This window comes from Lentibacillus halophilus, from assembly GCF_039522485.1.
GTDB classification, from domain to species: Bacteria; Bacillota; Bacilli; order Bacillales; family Amphibacillaceae; genus Lentibacillus; species Lentibacillus halophilus.
On sequence record NZ_BAAADM010000064.1, the window covers coordinates 1 to 1504 of the forward strand.

Sequence of the window (1504 nt, forward strand, 5' to 3'; positions counted from 1 at the left end):
AAGGGATAGAGACAAATTCAACGAAAAAACCTTGCACCTGGAGGCCTGACAATGTACGAACATAATGAACGTCAAATGATCATGCCGGATGAATTTTTCCTCCCTTTTGGGGGTCGTTTGAACCCTAATAACCGCTGGGCTGTTATGGCCAATCTGATTCCATGGTCAAAACTTGAAGATGAGTACGTTCAACTCCTGAATGATTCAACAAGAGGAAACAAAGCCTATTCGGTCCGGACGGCGCTTGGCGCATTAATCATAAAAGAGCGTCTTGGACTGAGTGACCGGGAAACTGTGGAACAGATTACGGAGAATCCGTATCTTCAGTATTTTATCGGGCTTTCATCTTTTCAGGAAGAAGCGCCTTTTCATGCCTCGACCATGACGTATTTCCGTAAACGCCTGGATGCTTCCATCGTCAACCAAGTCAATGAATGGATAGTGGAAGAACAAACAAAGCGTGACCAGGACGATGATGATGATTCAGATAATGACCATAAAGGAACCGGCGGTTCACATGGTGACAAGTCCAATCAGGGAACGGCTGATAGCTTACCTAATCAGGGAAAGCTGATGATGGATGCCACTTGTGCCCCAGCCGATATCGCCTATCCAACGGATTTGAATTTGTTAAATCAGGCACGGGAAAAGCTTGAAGCCATGATCGATACGCTGCATGAACCTTTGAAAGGTGAGCGACGGAAACCACGTACCTATCGAAAGAAAGCCCGCAAGGCTTATCTGGCAATTTCCAAGCAAAAGCAACCGGGACGCAAAAACGTTCGACAAGCCGTTGGCAAGCAGCTAAACTACGTTCAGAGAAACTTAAAACACATCTCGTTCCTCGTGCAACAGGTAGGACTGTCACCTTTGGACAAGCGTCAGTATGGGGAATTATTGGTCATACAGGAACTAACCCGTCAACAGCAGCACATGTATGACCATAAAAAGCATCAAATCGACCATCGCATCGTCAGTATCCACCAGCCTCATGTACGTCCGATTGTACGTGGTAAAACAGATGCCAATGTTGAGTTCGGGGCCAAAATCTCCGTAAGCATGATCAATGGTTATACCACGCTGGATAAACTGTCATGGGACGCCTATCATGAAGGAGTCTATCTTCAGGACTCCATTGAGGCCTATTGTAGGCGCCATGGTACTTATCCGGAGGCGGTCCTGGCTGACCAGATTTACCGGACAAGGGGAAACCGACGCTACTGCAAGGAGCGCGGCATCCGGCTGAGCGGACCAAAACTCGGCCGCCCTTCCAAAAATGCTCAGGAGAACCGGCTTCAAAAACAAATTGAATATCAGGATGCCGCAGAACGAAATGCGATAGAAGGCAAGTTTGGCGAGGGCAAGCGTTCGTATGGACTTGGCCTTATTTCAGCATGTCTTCGGGTGACCAGTGAAACGGTCATTTCCATCCAGTTCCTGGTTATGAATCTTGAAAAGATCCTCCGGGATACTTTTTTATACGTTTTATATTTAATGGTCGAGA

The 1504-nt window shown here is 47.1% G+C and carries 1 protein-coding gene; it reads left to right on the plus strand.

Translation table 11 applies throughout. The features are described from left to right. Nucleotides 1–51: 51 nt before the first annotated feature. The coding region (locus tag ABDZ72_RS14305) for an IS5 family transposase (RefSeq protein WP_343754359.1) at nt 52–1504 on the plus strand (1453 nt) is incomplete at its 3' end.